General features: G+C 57.3%; 11 protein-coding genes and 1 tRNA gene. 5 read left to right on the forward strand and 7 right to left on the reverse strand.

All coding sequences use genetic code 11. The annotated features are described in order from the left end of the window. Positions 1-33 precede the first annotated feature (33 nt). Positions 34-474, forward strand: coding sequence for an acetyltransferase (locus URZ40_RS13270; RefSeq protein ID WP_116342941.1), 441 nt, complete (start codon positions 34-36; stop codon positions 472-474). A 22-nt stretch (positions 475-496) separates the two neighbouring features. Here the strand turns inward: URZ40_RS13270 and URZ40_RS13275 are convergent, their stop codons facing one another. Both URZ40_RS13275 and URZ40_RS13280 read right to left on the reverse strand, forming a co-directional pair. Continuing rightward, positions 497-796, reverse strand: a complete 300-nt coding sequence (locus tag URZ40_RS13275) for a helix-turn-helix domain-containing protein (RefSeq protein ID WP_032661956.1) — start codon at positions 794-796, stop codon at positions 497-499. After that, positions 793-1,143 carry a type II toxin-antitoxin system RelE/ParE family toxin gene (locus URZ40_RS13280; RefSeq protein ID WP_032662102.1) on the reverse strand — a complete coding sequence of 117 codons (351 nt, stop codon included), beginning with the start codon at positions 1,141-1,143 and terminating at the stop codon, positions 793-795. Before URZ40_RS13280 ends, URZ40_RS13275 begins: the two co-directional genes overlap by 4 nt. A 296-nt stretch (positions 1,144-1,439) precedes the next feature. On the opposite strand from URZ40_RS13280, the gene URZ40_RS13285 reads away from it, so the two are divergent. Next, complete coding sequence (locus URZ40_RS13285) at positions 1,440-1,622, forward strand: YlcI/YnfO family protein (protein WP_316380391.1); 183 nt, start codon at positions 1,440-1,442, stop codon at positions 1,620-1,622. 477 nt (positions 1,623-2,099) lie between these two features. Here the strand turns inward: URZ40_RS13285 and URZ40_RS13290 are convergent. Beyond that, a tRNA-Sec gene (locus URZ40_RS13290) sits at positions 2,100-2,194 on the reverse strand. A 288-nt stretch (positions 2,195-2,482) separates the two neighbouring features. On the opposite strand from URZ40_RS13290, the gene URZ40_RS13295 reads away from it, so the two are divergent. Further along, positions 2,483-3,874 carry a glycoside-pentoside-hexuronide family transporter gene (locus URZ40_RS13295; protein WP_320720662.1) on the forward strand — a complete coding sequence of 464 codons (1,392 nt, stop codon included), beginning with the start codon at positions 2,483-2,485 and terminating at the stop codon, positions 3,872-3,874. 12 nt (positions 3,875-3,886) lie between these two features. Beyond that, a complete protein-coding gene (gene yicI / locus URZ40_RS13300) occupies positions 3,887-6,205 on the forward strand; it encodes an alpha-xylosidase (RefSeq protein WP_320720663.1) in 2,319 nt (772 codons plus the stop codon). Positions 6,206-6,265: 60 nt separating this feature from the next. Here yicI and URZ40_RS13305 read toward each other — a convergent pair whose 3' ends face one another. Both URZ40_RS13305 and xanP read right to left on the reverse strand, forming a co-directional pair. Continuing rightward, on the reverse strand, positions 6,266-7,969 hold the full coding sequence (locus URZ40_RS13305) for an AsmA family protein (RefSeq protein WP_320720664.1): 1,704 nt from the start codon (positions 7,967-7,969) through the stop codon (positions 6,266-6,268). 119 nt (positions 7,970-8,088) lie between these two features. Beyond that, positions 8,089-9,480, reverse strand: coding sequence for a xanthine/proton symporter XanP (gene xanP / locus URZ40_RS13310; protein WP_302219412.1), 1,392 nt, complete (start codon positions 9,478-9,480; stop codon positions 8,089-8,091). A gap of 225 nt (positions 9,481-9,705) precedes the next feature. Between xanP and gltS the strand changes: the two genes are divergently transcribed. Continuing rightward, positions 9,706-10,908: a sodium/glutamate symporter gene (gene gltS, locus URZ40_RS13315; RefSeq protein WP_116342955.1), complete on the forward strand. Its 1,203-nt coding sequence runs from the start codon at positions 9,706-9,708 to the stop codon at positions 10,906-10,908. A 2-nt stretch (positions 10,909-10,910) separates the two neighbouring features. Here gltS and recG read toward each other — a convergent pair whose 3' ends face one another. Then, a complete protein-coding gene (recG, locus tag URZ40_RS13320; protein ID WP_320720665.1) occupies positions 10,911-12,992 on the reverse strand; it encodes an ATP-dependent DNA helicase RecG in 2,082 nt (693 codons plus the stop codon). Positions 12,993-12,995: 3 nt separating this feature from the next. Further along, positions 12,996-13,685, reverse strand: coding sequence for a tRNA (guanosine(18)-2'-O)-methyltransferase TrmH (trmH, locus tag URZ40_RS13325; RefSeq protein WP_320720666.1), 690 nt, complete (start codon positions 13,683-13,685; stop codon positions 12,996-12,998). Position 13,686: the final 1 nt, after the last annotated feature.

The following is a 13,686-nucleotide window of genomic DNA, read 5'->3' on the forward strand; positions in this document are numbered from 1 at the left end:
GAAATAGCTCGGTTTTCCAATCATGATCCCCCAATGAAAATAGAAACCGCACTCCCCTCACACTTCGAACGTCTGGTCGCGATCTGGGAATCCTCCGTCCGTGCCACCCATCACTTTTTACAGGAAAGCGATATTGCGGCGCTGCGCCCGCTATTGCTCAACGCCTACCTGCCTAACCTCAAGGTTGTGATCGCTCGCGATGACGCAGGCGTTATTCACGGTTTTTTAGGCGTGGATGAAAACCGCATTGAAATGCTGTTTGTGGATGACGCGAGCCGGGGAAAGGGCGTCGGGAAATTGCTGCTGCAACACGCCATCGAAGAGTTTGGCGCGAACGAGGTGGACGTGAATGAGCAGAACCCGCAGGGCGTGGGATTTTATCGCCATATGGGGTTTGAGCAGGTCGGACGCTCGGAACTGGACGGGCAGGGGAATCCGTTTCCGTTGCTGCATATGCGGTTGGGTGAATGCTAACTTAACGCAAATATCACGCTTGTTAGATATGAAATGCAACGCGTTTTCCTGTGGGAAGTTCAACGTCGATACAGAGTTTTCCACCCATTGCTTCGATGTAACGCTTAAGCGTGGCAATTTTTAGTTCATTTCCACGTTGCTCAAGCTGCGTTACTGCGGGTTGGCTCACCCCCATCAGATCGGCAACATTTTTTTGCGAAAGCCTCAGCTCTTCACGTAAAAGTTGTAGACCCGTCTCGAGGATCATTTCATCTGCCATCTCTTTAATACGTTGTTGGCTTTCCGGTGAACGTGACGCAATCACTTCATTTAAGGTTTTCACTTGGTTGCCTCCAGGCTTGTCAGATGAAAGGAAAATTCGGCATCTGCGATGCGAATCATTTTTTCATAAAAGGCTTTGTCATTACTCTTATCGCCCGCGCAAAGCACAATGGCTTGACGGATAGGATCAAATGCGAAGAAAGCACGTATCGGACGACCAGCATATTGAATACGTAATTCCTTCATATGGTTATACCGTGAGCCTTTAACCGTATCTGCATAGGGGCGAGGAAGACGTGGCCCATAGTTTTGCAGATTTAACAGGTCTGCCAGTACCTTATCCTGTAATCCTTCTTCCTGCTCAAGCAGCCATTGCTCGAATACCTTTCCGAACAGAACCGTCCACATGCTTTCGTCCATGATAAGCTGTAGCTTATAAATAGAATATAAGCTGTAGTTAATAAATGCAATGGCTGTCATCGACAGCCAGGCTGTTAGTGGCAAGAGTATGACAAAGAAGGGAAATCAAGCGGATCGCGCAATTAAAAAATTGCGAGGCGCTTTCCAGCGTATTTTCTATTCATGCTGGCTAGTGAACTATCCGGGATAACCGGTTAGTTGAATGTTAATCAACTTTGCGACCAGAAAATTTTTTCATGAGATACCCATTAATAGTTCGAACATCTTTACCTTACAGATCGGCCATGGCTGCCGGAGATTGGATTACGTCTCAAGAAAAAGAAACCAATTTTGACCGCACAAAGAGCACGATGAAGAACATCCGGTTCGAGGATGAGCTTTTGGAACAGATTGAAAAGGCTGCGGGTAAGGGGAATTTTAATAAGTGGGTGAAAGAGGCTTGTAGGCTTAGGCTTTTGAGTGAGTAGTCATCAAAGCTTTATAGGTAGTGTTAACGATAAAATAGATGATAAGTTCGGAATATATGTTCCAAACTTATCATTGATGATGATTTTATAATTATCATTTATATAATTAAAATGTATCAGTCGATTTTAACCGAATCTGCTTTTAAATTTTTGCGAACTGATTCGTCGTTGCATTTTACCATTACAATTGGGACATAAATGTTGTTTCTTCCCTTCAATTTCCCATGTGTAGTATTTCTTCTTAAAGGGATTATGACAGATATCACACTGTCTGGGCTTCAATATAGCACCAATAATGACCATTAAAACTACAGCACCTATAATCCATTCCATTACGGATTCCCTTGGTGATAATTTTGAAAAGGGGGAGAGAATAACACTCAATATTTAAATGAATAAGTGATCATGTTCACATAAGGTGACTGGAATGGGCGAATCTATTTATTAATAAAGTTTTTATTAAAGCGGATGGCATTTTGGCGGAAGATCACAGGAGTCGAACCTGCCCGGGAACGCTGGCGTCCCCAACTGGATTTGAAGTCCAGCCACCTCACCGGAGATGACGATCTTCCGCGCCTCGATTGCTACATGGAGGCGGGGCGCATTATAGCTACTTTCAGGCATTTACCACATACCCCCACACACTTTTTTCACCTCTCTTTTGACCTGTACACCCCTGTTTCAGTTAATTCTTAAGAAAATCCTCAGGTTAGCTTTTCGTGCTGCCAACATTTACCGCGATCACAAAAAACAAGAAACGTAATTTGCTAACCAGAAAACGCAATACCCGCCTTTGAAACAATGGTTTAAAACCAATGCAACCGGTCTCAGCGCCCCCTACAGCGTGAAGGATAAAAAAGATGAGCGAAGTATTGTCAGTAAAAGAGAAGATTGGCTACGGCATGGGAGACGCCGCCAGCCACATCATTTTTGATAACGTCATGTTGTACATGATGTTTTTCTACACCGATATTTTCGGCATTCCCGCCGGTTTTGTCGGCACCATGTTCCTGCTGGCCCGCGCGCTGGATGCGATCTCCGACCCGTGCATGGGGCTGATTGCCGACCGCACCCGCAGCCGCTGGGGCAAGTTCCGCCCGTGGATTTTGTTCGGTGCGATACCGTTCGGTATCGTCTGCGTGCTGGCCTACACCACGCCGGACCTTAGCCTCAACGGTAAAATGGTCTACGCCGCCGTGACTTACACGCTGCTGACTCTGCTCTATACCGTGGTCAACATCCCCTACTGCGCGCTGGGCGGCGTGATCACCAACGACCCGACGCAGCGTATCTCCCTTCAGTCCTGGCGCTTCGTGCTGGCGACCGCGGGCGGCATGCTCTCCACGGTGCTGATGATGCCGCTGGTGAACCTCATTGGCGGCGACGATAAGGCGTTCGGCTTCCAGGGCGGCATCGCCGTGCTGTCGGTTGTCGCTTTCCTGATGCTGGCGTTCTGCTTCTTCACCACCAAAGAGCGCATTCAGGTGCCGCCGAGCACCACCTCCATGCGAGAAGACCTACGCGACATCTGGCAAAACGACCAGTGGCGCATCGTTGGCGTACTCACCATCCTCAACATCCTCGCCGTCTGCGTGCGCGGCGGGGCGATGATGTACTACTGCACCTGGATCATGGGTTCGCCGGAGGTGTTCGTCGCGTTCCTCACCACCTACTGCGTCGGCAACCTGATCGGCTCCGCGCTGGCGAAACCGCTCACCGACTGGAAATGCAAGGTCAGCATCTTCTGGTGGACCAACGCCGCGCTGGCGGTGGTCAGTGTGGCGATGTTCTTCGTCCCGATGCACGCCACCGTGCTGATGTTCGGCTTCATCTTCGTCATCGGCGTGCTGCACCAGCTGGTGACGCCGATTCAGTGGGTGATGATGTCCGATACCGTCGACTACGGCGAATGGAGCAACGGCAAGCGCCTGACCGGCATCAGCTTTGCGGGCACGCTGTTCGTGCTGAAGCTCGGCCTGGCGCTGGGCGGGGCAATGATCGGATGGATGCTGGCAGGCGGCGGCTACGACGCGGCGGCCAAAACCCAGAACAGCGCGACCATCAGCATCATTATCGGCCTGTTCACCCTGGCCCCGGCGGTCTGCTACGTGCTGAGCGCCATCATCGCTAAACGCTATTACACGCTGAAAACCCCTTTCCTGACCAAAATCCTGGGCGAGCTGGCGCAGGGCGCGCGCCGCAATCAGCAGGAGTTTGAAAACCTGCCGGCCAGCAAAGAATTGCAGAACTAAGAGGACGAGAGTATGAAAATCAGTGATGGAAACTGGCTTATTCAACCGGGCCTGAACGTGACGTATCCGGTTCAGGTGTTCGACGTGGAGCAGCAGGGCAATGACCTGGTGGTGTTTGTTGCGCCGCGCGACGTGCGTGAACGCACCTGGCAGCTTGACACGTTGATGTTCACGGTGCGCCTGTTTGCCCCGCAGGAAGGGATTGTCGGGGTGCGCATCGAGCACTTCCAGGGCGCGCTGAATAATGGCCCGCACTACCCGCTGAACGTTCTGAAAGACGTGAAGGTAGAGATTGAAAACAACGCCGATTTTGCCGAGCTGAAAAGCGGAAGCGTCAGCGTGCGAGTCACCAAAGGCGAGTTCTGGGCGCTGGATTTCCTGCGCAACGGCCAGCGCATTACCGGCAGCCAGCTGAAAAACAACGGCTACGTGCAGGACAGCAATACCGAATGCAATTACGTGTTCGAACGTCTGGATCTGGGCGTGGGGGAAACGGTCTACGGTCTGGGCGAGCGCTTTACCGCGCTGGTGCGCAACGGCCAGACGGTCGAAACCTGGAACCGCGACGGCGGCACCAGCACCGAGCAGTCCTACAAAAATATCCCGTTCTACCTGACCAACCGCGGCTACGGCGTGCTGGTGAATCATCCGGAAAACGTCTCGTTTGAAGTCGGCTCCGAGAAGGTCTCCAAAGTGCAGTTCAGCGTGGAAGGGGAATATCTCGAGTACTTCGTGATCGACGGCCCGACGCCGAAAGAGGTGCTGAACCGCTATACGCAGTTTACCGGGCGTCCGGCGCTGCCGCCTGCGTGGTCGTTCGGCCTGTGGCTCACCACCTCGTTCACCACCAACTACGACGAAGCGACGGTAAACAGCTTTATCGATGGCATGGCCGAGCGCGACCTGCCGCTGCACGTCTTCCACTTCGACTGCTTCTGGATGAAGGCCTTCCAGTGGTGCGACTTCGAGTGGGACCCGGTGACCTTCCCGGATCCGGAAGGGATGATCCGCCGCCTGAAAGAGAAAGGGCTGAAGGTCTGCGTGTGGATTAACCCGTACATCGGCCAGAAATCCCCGATCTTCCGGGAGCTGAAAGAAAAGGGCTACCTGCTCAGGCGCCCGGACGGCTCCCTGTGGCAGTGGGACAAATGGCAGCCGGGGCTGGCGATTTATGACTTCACCAACCCGGAAGCGTGCCGGTGGTATGCCGACAAGCTGAAAGGCCTGGTGGATATCGGCGTCGACTGCTTCAAGACCGACTTTGGCGAGCGTATCCCGACGGACGTGCAGTGGTTCGACGGGTCCGATCCGCAGAAGATGCATAACCACTACGCCTACATTTACAACGAACTGGTGTGGAACGTGCTGAAAGAGACGGTGGGGGAGGAAGAAGCGGTGCTGTTTGCCCGTTCGGCGTCCGTCGGTGCGCAGCAGTTCCCGGTGCACTGGGGCGGCGACTGCTACGCCAACTACGAATCGATGGCTGAAAGCCTGCGCGGCGGGTTGTCGATTGGCCTGTCCGGCTTCGGGTTCTGGAGCCACGATATCGGCGGGTTCGAAAACACCGCCCCGGCGCACGTCTACAAGCGCTGGTGCGCGTTCGGGCTGTTCTCCAGCCACAGCCGCCTGCATGGCAGCAAATCCTACCGCGTGCCGTGGGCGTACGATGACGAGTCCTGCGACGTGGTGCGTCACTTCACCCAGATCAAATGTCAGCTGATGCCGTATCTGTATCGCCAGGCGGCGCTGGCGCGTGAGTTCGGCACGCCGATGCTGCGGGCGATGATGCTGGAGTTCCCGGACGATCCGGCGTGCGATTACCTTGACCGTCAGTACATGCTGGGGGATTCAGTGATGGTCGCGCCGGTGTTCTCTGAGGCGGGCGACGTACAGTTCTACCTGCCGGAAGGCCGCTGGACGCACCTGTGGCACAACGACGAACTTCAGGGCAGCCGCTGGCATAAGCAGCAGCACGATTTCATGAGCCTGCCGGTCTACGTGCGCGACAATACCCTGCTGGCGCTGGGTAACAACAACCAGAAGCCGGACTACGCGTGGAATGAGGGGACGGCCTTCCAGCTGTTTAACCTGGACGATGGCGCAACGGCGGTAAGCGAGGTGCCTGCGGCGGACGGTTCAGTGGCGTTTACGCTGAAGGCGTCACGTCGGGGAGACATTGTGACCTTTACCGGCGCGGGAGACGCGCAAAACTGGTCGGTGTGCTTGCGCAACGTGCAGAAGGTGAGCGGCGTGAAGGGCGGTTCACTCGCGGGCAGCGAGTGGGGTGTGGTGGTGAAAGCGGAGGGGGAAGTGGTGGTGGTTCACCTTTAATTCCCCTCACCCTAACCCTCTCCCCAAAGGGGCGAGGGAAGGGTTTGCTCCCTCTCCCTTTCAGGGAGAGGGCTGGGGTGAGGGTGGTGTCGACACCACACCGCCCGTCATCGTCTGCTGTACCTGCTGTTTATCCATATTCACCGCGTTCAGCTTGCCGTTCACCGTCGGCTTAAGCGGGGCATTCGCCTGCACGCTGCCGCTGGCGGTCATCTGAATATTGCCGTCGCCCGTAATCGGCAGCGCAGGCCAGCCCCACTGCTGCAGCACGTTGAGCGGCACGCCGCGCCCGTTCAGGCTCACCGTGGTCTGCCGCTGTGGCAGCTGTGAAACCGTCGCCGTGGCTTCAAGAATACCTTTCTCGGTAAACGCGCTCAGGTCGGTAATGTTCACCGTGGCGGCGTTGGCATTCAGCGCCAGCGACGGACGGCGTACGTCGACGCGGTTAAAGGTCGCCGCCGCGCCATTCAATGTTGCGCTGCCGCCCCAGACGCCCCACTGGCGATCTTTCACCAGCTGCAGGTTTGCGCCATAGCCGTCCAGAGAGGTGATCTGCCACGGGAAGGCGGGATCGATGTCGATCACCAGGTTGCGGCTCAGGCCGAATTTTTGCAGCGTGACGCTGTGCAGCCATTCCGGCAGCGGATCCATCCACAGCGTTTTCCAGTTCTGCGGCAGGGTGTACTCCAGCCCGGCGATGGCGACATCGTCCAGCACCAGCGCTTTGCCGTCGCGCAGCCAGTTACCGGACGTGCGCACCATGCCGCCTTCCCAGCGGGAGGTGAACTGGCGCAGCGCCATGCCCTGCGGGGAAAACTCCGCATTCAGGATCGGGTCGAAAAGGTGCAGCGAGCCGTAGATAAACTCGCTGGCATTCATGGACAGGCGGCCTTCCTGGCTCTGCCAGTCGCCTTTGCTGAGAGTCAGGTTGCGCAGGCTTAAGTCGAGATCGGTCACCGCCCAGTCCGGACCCTGAAGCCTGGCGTCGGTCACGTCCAGACGGCCAATCTGTAAAGAGGGAATGGTGGCCAGCGGTGCGAAGAACGCGGTCAGCGTTTTGTCGCTCTGCAGGCGGATCTCGTTCAGGCGCATCGTGTCGATAATCCAGCTCCCGTCGGTGTTGCGCAGGGCGGAGCCGGTGAGCGAACCACGGGCCATGTCGGCACCAATCGTTTTCAGCACCACCTCCTTGCCGTTCAGCTGGCCCTCGATCAGCACGTTGGTGGCCGGTACGCCGTTCAGGGTCAGCGAGCCCGCGCTCATCTGGATCTGCGCGTTATTCCCCAGCACGTTGCCGGCTTCCGGCTGCCATGGGCTGACGCCACCCGTGACCTTTTGCGCGCTCAGGTCCCATTCGGTATTCGGGCTGTTAAAGGCCATGTTGTTCAGCTGCAGACGATCGGCCTGGAAGGGCAGCGGTGCTGTTTGAGGCGAGAGATTCAGCGTACCGTCGAACAGGGTGATGGTGCCCATGTGCAGCGGATCGGTGATCTGGCGGCTGCTCAGGCCAATATCGACTTTTTTGGCAACTAATGTGGCAGGTTTACCATCCCGCCCAAAGGTAACGTTTTCCAGAATGATGTGGGAAGGCGACGAAAAGCGGTGATTCATTTTATCGAAACTGAGTTCGTAGTCGGTATTCACCGTAATCCAGCTGCTGACCTGAGCCGCGCCCCAGCGGGTCTGGAGCAAAATATAGAACGCCAGCAGCACAATAAGCAGGGCTACCAGAAGATAGACGAGTAGCTTTCCAATAAATTTCATGGTCTTCCATCCCGCAAAACGAACATAAGGGAGTTATGCACGATTTATACGCAATGCTCAAGGCGGGAATGGTGTAATTAGATGTCACGGCAGGCATTGACTGCCTGCCGTGAGGGAGATCAGTTCTTCTCAGGCGGGAAAACGAGGTTCAGCACGATAGCGGTGATACCGCCCGCGGCAATGCCGGAAGAGAGCAGGTTTTTCACCCAGTCCGGGGCAAACTGCAGGATCAGCGGCTGCTGGGAAACGCCCAGGCCAACTGCCAGCGACAGCGCGATAATCATGATCGCGCGGCGGTTCAGCGGCTCGCGGGAGACGATACGCACGCCGGAGGCCGCGATAGTCCCGAACATCACCAGCGTTGCGCCGCCGAGCACCGGCTCAGGAATGTGCTGCACAAAGCCGCTCACCGCCGGGAACAGGCCGAGGACGATCAGCATCAGCGCCACCACAAAACCGACGTAGCGGCTGGCCACACCGGTCAGCTGGATCACGCCGTTATTCTGGCCGAAGCAGGAGTTCGGGAAGGTGTTGAATACCGCAGAGACAAACGAGTTCAGGCCGTTCGCCAGCACGCCGCCTTTCAGACGCTTCATGTACAGCGGGCCGGACACCGGCTGCTCGGAGACGTCGGAGGTGGCGGTGATATCGCCGATGGTCTCCAGAGAGGTGATCATAAAGACCAGCATCAGCGGCAGGAGCAGGCCCCAGTCAATGCCCAGTCCGTAGTACAGCGGCGTGGGGACGGTGATCAGCGCGCTGTTGGTAGGCGCGGTGTTTTCCGGCAGCATGCCCAGCGCCCACGCCAGCAAATAACCCGCCGCCATGGCGATCACCAGCGAGGCGACGCGCAGGTAAGGGTTACGCTGACGGTTAAGCAGAATAATGATTGCCAGTACTACGCCCGCCAGCAGCAGGTTTTTCGGCGCGCCGAAGGTGTGGTCGCTCATTGCCGCATAGCCGCCGCCGATGGAGGTCAGGCCCACCTGGATCAGCGACAGGCCGATAATCATCACCACCACGCCGGAGACCAGCGGGGTAATGACGCGGCGAGCCAGATGCAGCACGCGGGAGATGACCATCTCAGTGCAGCTGGCCAGCATCAGGGTGCCGAACAGCGCCGCCATCATGGTTGGGACATCCGCACCGCCGGTTTTCAGCGCCGTACCGCCCATGATCAACGGTGCCACGAAGTTAAAGCTGGTGCCCTGAATCGACAATAATCCAGAGCCCACCGGACCCCACGCTTTAATTTGAATAATGGAGGCCACGCCGGAAGCGAACAGAGACATACTGATGATGTGCTGCGTATCCTGCGCCGGTAAGCCAAGTGCCTGGCAGATCAGCAGCGCCGGAGTGATCACGGCAACAAACATCGCCAGAAGATGCTGGCAGGCGGCGAAAAGCGTCTGCGGAAGCGGCGGGCGGTCTTCAAGGCGGTAAATCAGTTCGCTATTATGCTTCTGCGCAATCGGTTGCGCATCAGGCGACTCTATGGTGTTAACGGACATCGGCGGCAATCCCACGGTGGAAAAGCGGGCATTTTATCTGACCACCAGGTAAAAGCAAACGATTGCCAGCAAAAAAAGGGAAGAAAATCTGCCGCTGTGAGCAGGTTTTCTACAACGCATCGGGAAAAAAAATTACACTTTTTGCGCCGGGGGCTCATGAAGAGCGCAAACCGGCCCAGGATAACGCCGCGTGTGTATGGAACACGCGCAAAACAGGAGCCTTTTATGATTCATCTCGATACGTTGTCGACCCTTGTTGCCGCAACGCTGGTCTTACTGCTTGGCCGTAAGCTGGTACATAGCGTTTCCTTTCTGAAAAAGTACACTATCCCTGAACCCGTCGCCGGCGGTCTGCTGGTGGCGCTGGCCCTGCTGATACTGAAAAAAAGCATGGGCTGGGAAATTGATTTTGATATGTCCCTGAAAGACCCGCTGATGCTGGCCTTCTTTGCCACTATCGGCCTGAACGCCAACCTGGCGAGCCTGCGCTCAGGCGGTAAGGTGCTCGGCGTATTCCTGATTGTGGTGGTGGGGCTGCTGCTGATGCAAAACGCCATTGGCATCGGCATGGCGACGCTGCTGGGGCTGGATCCGCTGATGGGTCTGCTGGCGGGGTCGATTACCCTTTCGGGCGGCCACGGCACCGGCGCCGCGTGGAGCAAGCTGTTCATCGAACGCTACGGGTTTGAAAACGCAACGGAAGTGGCGATGGCCTGTGCCACCTTTGGCCTGGTGCTGGGTGGCCTGATTGGTGGCCCGGTGGCGCGTTATCTGGTGAAGCACTCCACCACGCCGAACGGCAGACCTGACGATGAAATGGTGCCGACCGCGTTCGAAAAGCCGGACGTTGGACGCAGCATCACCTCACTGGTGATGATTGAAACTATCGCGATGATTGCCATCTGCCTGACCGTGGGCAAAGTGGTTGCGCAATGGCTGGCGGGTACCGCGTTTGAGCTGCCGACCTTTGTCTGCGTGCTGTTTATCGGGGTGATCCTGAGCAACGGTCTGGCGCTGATGGGCTTCTACCGCGTGTTTGAACGGGCGGTATCGGTGCTCGGCAACGTCTGCCTGTCGCTGTTCCTGGCGATGGCGCTGATGAGCCTCAAGCTGTGGGAACTGGCCTCGCTGGCGCTGCCGATGGTGGCGATTCTGGCGGTGCAGGCGCTGTTTATGGCGCTGTACGCCATGTTCGTGACCTGGCGCATGATGGGCAAAAACTACGATGCGGCGGTGCTGGCGGCGGGTCACTGCGGGTTTGGTCTGGGGGCAACCCCAACGGCTATCGCCAACATGCAGGCGATCACCGAACGGTTCGGGCCATCGCATATGGCATTTCTGGTGGTCCCGATGGTTGGCGCATTCTTCATTGATATCGTCAACGCGCTGGTGATCAAGCTGTACCTGATGCTGCCGATGTTTGCCTGAGATCAGGCGTTGGAATAGCGTTCGGTTTCCGGCATCCAGCGTTCAATTAACGCTGCCGCCTGTTCGGGGTAGCGTTCATGAATATGGCGAGCCAGGCGCTGAACTTCGGGGATCATGGCCTGATCGCGCAGTAAATCCGCCACTTTGAATTCTGCGTTACCCGTCTGGCGCGTGCCCAACAGTTCACCCGGGCCGCGGATCTCCAGGTCTTTTTGCGCAATCACAAAACCGTCGTTGCTGTCGCGCAGCACCTGCAACCGCATCTGGGCTGTTTTTGAGAGCGGGGCTTTGTAGAGCAGTACGCAGTGGGACGCTACCGCGCCACGGCCAACGCGTCCGCGCAGCTGGTGGAGCTGAGCAAGGCCCAGACGCTCCGGGTTTTCGATGATCATCAGGCTGGAGTTGGGTACGTCAACGCCCACTTCAATGACCGTCGTCGCAACCAGCAAATGCAGATCTCCCTGTTTGAAGGACTGCATCACCGCCTGCTTCTCGGCAGGCTTCATGCGGCCGTGAACCAGGCCAACGTTCAGCTCGGGCAGTGCCAGCTTGAGTTCTTCCCACGTCGCTTCGGCGGCCTGCGCTTCCAGCAGTTCAGACTCTTCAATCAGAGTACAGACCCAGTAGGCCTGACGCCCTTCGTGGGTGCAGGCGTTGCGCACGCGGTCAATGATATCGCTGCGGCGCGTGTCAGGAATGGCGACCGTCGTGACCGGGGTACGGCCCGGCGGCAGTTCGTCGATGGTGGAGGTATCCAGATCGGCGTAGGCGGTCATCGCCAGGGTGCGCGGGATCGGCGTGGCAGTCATGATCAGCTGATGCGGGTGGAAGCCCTGCTGCAGCCCTTTTTCCCACAGCGCCAGACGCTGATGCACGCCAAAGCGGTGCTGCTCGTCGATAATCACCAGCGCAAGGCCGTTAAACTGCACCTGCTCCTGGAAGATGGCGTGCGTGCCGACAATCATCTGCACCTGGCCGCTGGCGATGGCTTCCTGCTGCGCAAGACGCGCTTTGCCTTTTTGTTTCCCGGCAAGCCAGCCCACTTCAATCCCGAGCGGCGCGAACCATGTGCGGAAATTGTTGGCGTGCTGCTCGGCCAGCAGCTCTGTCGGCGCCATCAGTGCGACCTGCTTGCCGTGGGCGATGGCGCGTAACGCGGCCAGGGCGGCAACCAGCGTTTTACCGGACCCGACGTCGCCCTGTACCAGGCGCATCATCGGCACGTCGAGCGCCATATCGCGTTCGATCTCGGCGGTGACCCGCGCCTGCGCGCCGGTGGGCTTAAAGGGCAGCGAGGCCAGCAGCTTATCTTTGAGCGTATCATTCTGGCTTAACGGCTGAGCGTGGAAACGCTGCGCGCCCGCGCGAAGCGCCAGCATGCTCAGGTTATGTGCCAGTAATTCCTCAAGGATAAGACGCCGTTGGGCGGGATGTTTGCCGCTTTCTAAATCGCTGAGCTGCAGCGTTGGCGGCGGGCGGTGCAGGGTGCGCAGCGCCTCGGGCAGGCTCATCATCCCCTGAGCCAGTTCTGGCGGCAGCAGCTCGGTGATGGCGCAGGTATCCAGCAGCTCAAGCGCCTGATCGGTGAGCTTACGCAGCGTTGCCTGCTTGATGCCTTCCGTCGTCGGGTAAACCGGGGTGAGCGTCTCCTGCAGCTCCGGCGTGCTGAGATCGCCCTGCACGCGGTACTCCGGGTGGATCATCTCTGCGCCGTATTTCCCGCGTTTAGCTTCGCCATAGGCCAGCACCCTGCGGCCCGTCGCCAGGCTGTTTTTCATCGCCGCGCTGAAGTTGAAGAAACGCATGGTGAGGATGCCGGTGCCGTCGCTGATCTGGCAGGTCATCATCCGGCGTCCGCCGAAAGTGATGTTGCAGTTCAGAACTTCGCCTTCAACGGTGGCGTAAATGGCGGGAAGCAGATCGCCAATCTTGTAGAGTTGAGTGCGGTCTTCGTAACGCAGGGGGAGGTGAAGCAGGAGATCCTGCACGGTATGCAGGCCAATTTTTGCCAGCTTATTGCTTTGTGCCGCGCCCACGCCCGTCAGGCTGTTGAGCGGGATAGCATCCAGCAGGCGGCCTTTCATCGGTTACCCGGCGTACTGCATGGTGGCCCACCACTCGGCATCGGCTTCAATTTCGCCCTGCGCGTTGACGTGGGGGTAAGGCAATTTTTTCTGCTTCGCAACGCGAGCCAGCACCGGATAGCCACCTTCAAACAGCAGACGCTGCTGTTCCTCTTCCGGCAGCATGCTGTTGCTGCGCTCGTACATCCCGGCGTTCTGACGCTGGCGCTGCGCTTCATACAGAATGAGCGCGGACGCTACGGAGACGTTAAGGGACTGGACCATGCCGATCATCGGAATGATGATGTCCCGATCCGCCAGATACAGCGCTTCCCGGGAGATCCCTGTTTTTTCCTGACCCATCAAAATGCAGGTCGGGCGGGTATAGTCGATCTCGCGGAAATCCACGGCTTTAGCGGAGAGGTTTGTCGCAAGAACCTGCATCCCGCGGCCTTTCAGGTGCGATACGGCTTCGCTAATGGTTTGATGGTTTTTGACCGAGACCCAGCTGTTACTGCCTGCGGCAGCGGAGACCATGTTGCGCATGCGGTTGCCTGGCCAGACGGCGTGCACTTCATGCACGCCTACGGCGTCAGCGGTACGGACGATAGCAGCAACGTTATGTGGTTTATGGACCTGCTCCATGCAGACCGTCAGGTCAGGCTGACGCCTGGCGAGCATTTCGCAGATACGGGCATAACGTTGTGAATTCATA

This window comes from Enterobacter sp. 296B2 (genome assembly GCF_034106185.1).
Lineage (GTDB): Bacteria > Pseudomonadota > Gammaproteobacteria > Enterobacterales > Enterobacteriaceae > Enterobacter > Enterobacter cloacae_N.

Bases quoted from the DNA above. Each gene is read 5' to 3' on its own strand.
- URZ40_RS13305 (WP_320720664.1), bottom strand. From the start codon at position 7,969: ATGAAATTTATTGGAAAGCTACTCGTCTATCTTCTGGTAGCCCTGCTT.
- yicI (WP_320720663.1), top strand. From the start codon at position 3,887: ATGAAAATCAGTGATGGAAACTGGCTTATTCAACCGGGCCTGAACGTG.
- xanP (WP_302219412.1), bottom strand. From the start codon at position 9,480: ATGTCCGTTAACACCATAGAGTCGCCTGATGCGCAACCGATTGCGCAG.
- trmH (WP_320720666.1), bottom strand. From the start codon at position 13,685: ATGAATTCACAACGTTATGCCCGTATCTGCGAAATGCTCGCCAGGCGT.
- URZ40_RS13285 (WP_316380391.1), top strand. From the start codon at position 1,440: ATGGCTGCCGGAGATTGGATTACGTCTCAAGAAAAAGAAACCAATTTT.
- URZ40_RS13270 (WP_116342941.1), top strand. From the start codon at position 34: ATGAAAATAGAAACCGCACTCCCCTCACACTTCGAACGTCTGGTCGCG.
- gltS (WP_116342955.1), top strand. From the start codon at position 9,706: ATGATTCATCTCGATACGTTGTCGACCCTTGTTGCCGCAACGCTGGTC.
- URZ40_RS13295 (WP_320720662.1), top strand. From the start codon at position 2,483: ATGAGCGAAGTATTGTCAGTAAAAGAGAAGATTGGCTACGGCATGGGA.
- recG (WP_320720665.1), bottom strand. From the start codon at position 12,992: ATGAAAGGCCGCCTGCTGGATGCTATCCCGCTCAACAGCCTGACGGGC.
- URZ40_RS13280 (WP_032662102.1), bottom strand. From the start codon at position 1,143: ATGTGGACGGTTCTGTTCGGAAAGGTATTCGAGCAATGGCTGCTTGAG.